Source organism: Streptomyces sp. NPDC002886 (genome assembly GCF_042888445.1).
In the GTDB taxonomy this organism is placed as follows: Bacteria; Actinomycetota; Actinomycetes; order Streptomycetales; family Streptomycetaceae; genus Streptomyces.
The window spans coordinates 531872-533033 of the sequence record NZ_JBIAPV010000005.1; the positions used below are offsets into that span (position 1 = coordinate 531872).

The following is a 1162-nucleotide window of genomic DNA, read 5'->3' on the forward strand; positions in this document are numbered from 1 at the left end:
GTACGACGGACGGTCGCCACCGGAGGGACGGTCATCGCGACGCGGGTACGACGGACGGTCACCGCGGTCGTTCCCACGGAAGCCACCACCGGAGGGACGGTCGCCACCAGAGGGACGGTCGTCGCGACGCGGGAAGGACGGGCGGTCGCCGCCGCCGGCCGGACGGCCGCCACGGAATCCACCGCGGTCGTCGTCACGGCGGGGGTACGACGGACGGTCGCCACCGGAGGGACGGTCGTCACGACGCGGGTACGACGGACGGTCGCCCCGGTCGTTCCCACGGAAGCCACCACCAGAGGGACGGTCCCCACCACGGTCGTCGCGACGGAAGCCACCGCCGGAGGGACGGTCCCCACCAGAAGGCCGGTCATCGCGGCGCGGGAAGGACGGGCGGTCGCCGCCGCCGGCCGGACGGCCGCCACGGTCGTCGCGACGGAAGCCACCGCCGGAGGGACGGTCGCCACCACCGGAGGGGCGGTCATCGCGGCGCGGGTACGACGGGCGGTCGCCGCCGCCGGCCGGACGGGCGCCACGGTCGTCTCGACGGAAGCCACCACTGGAGGGACGGTCGCCACCACCAGTGGGACGGTCATCGCGACGGAACGGCGGACGCTCGCCGCCACGGTCGTCACGGCCCCCGCGGTAGCCGCCCCTGTCACCGCCGTCGTTGCGCCGAGGCTCGCGCTCCGGACGATCGTCGGGAGAGTTGGACATGGGTGTGACTCCTGTCGTCGGGGTACCGCTAGTCATTCTCGCGCAACCAACCCATGGCCGCGCTTCGGCGTAAAGCTGCGTGGAGCTCCATAAAGCTCCGGAAAACAAAAAAGACCCCTGCTCCAGCGTTGAACGCTGGACCAGGGGTCCTTTGAAAAATTGTTCGGCGGTGTCCTACTCTCCCACAGGGTCCCCCCTGCAGTACCATCGGCGCTGAAAGGCTTAGCTTCCGGGTTCGGAATGTAACCGGGCGTTTCCCTAACGCTATGACCACCGAAACCCTAATCGGTTTCGAGCGAACAAGCACACTTTATAGTTATGTTCTAGCTCTAGAAACCAGCAACCGTTCGTTGCTTCAGAACTAACACAGTGGACGCGAGCAACTGAGGACAAGCCCTCGGCCTATTAGTACCAGTCAGCTCCACCCGTTACCGGGCTTCCACATCTG

General features: G+C 67.6%; 1 rRNA gene and 1 pseudogene. Both read right to left on the minus strand.

Annotated elements, in window-relative coordinates:
• A pseudogene (locus ACFYYB_RS25965) lies at positions 1-696 on the minus strand (hypothetical protein); the annotation flags it as partial.
• Between the two features lie 179 nt (positions 697-875).
• Positions 876-992 (minus strand): 5S ribosomal RNA (rrf, locus tag ACFYYB_RS25970).
• Between the last annotated feature and the right edge of the window lie 170 nt (positions 993-1162).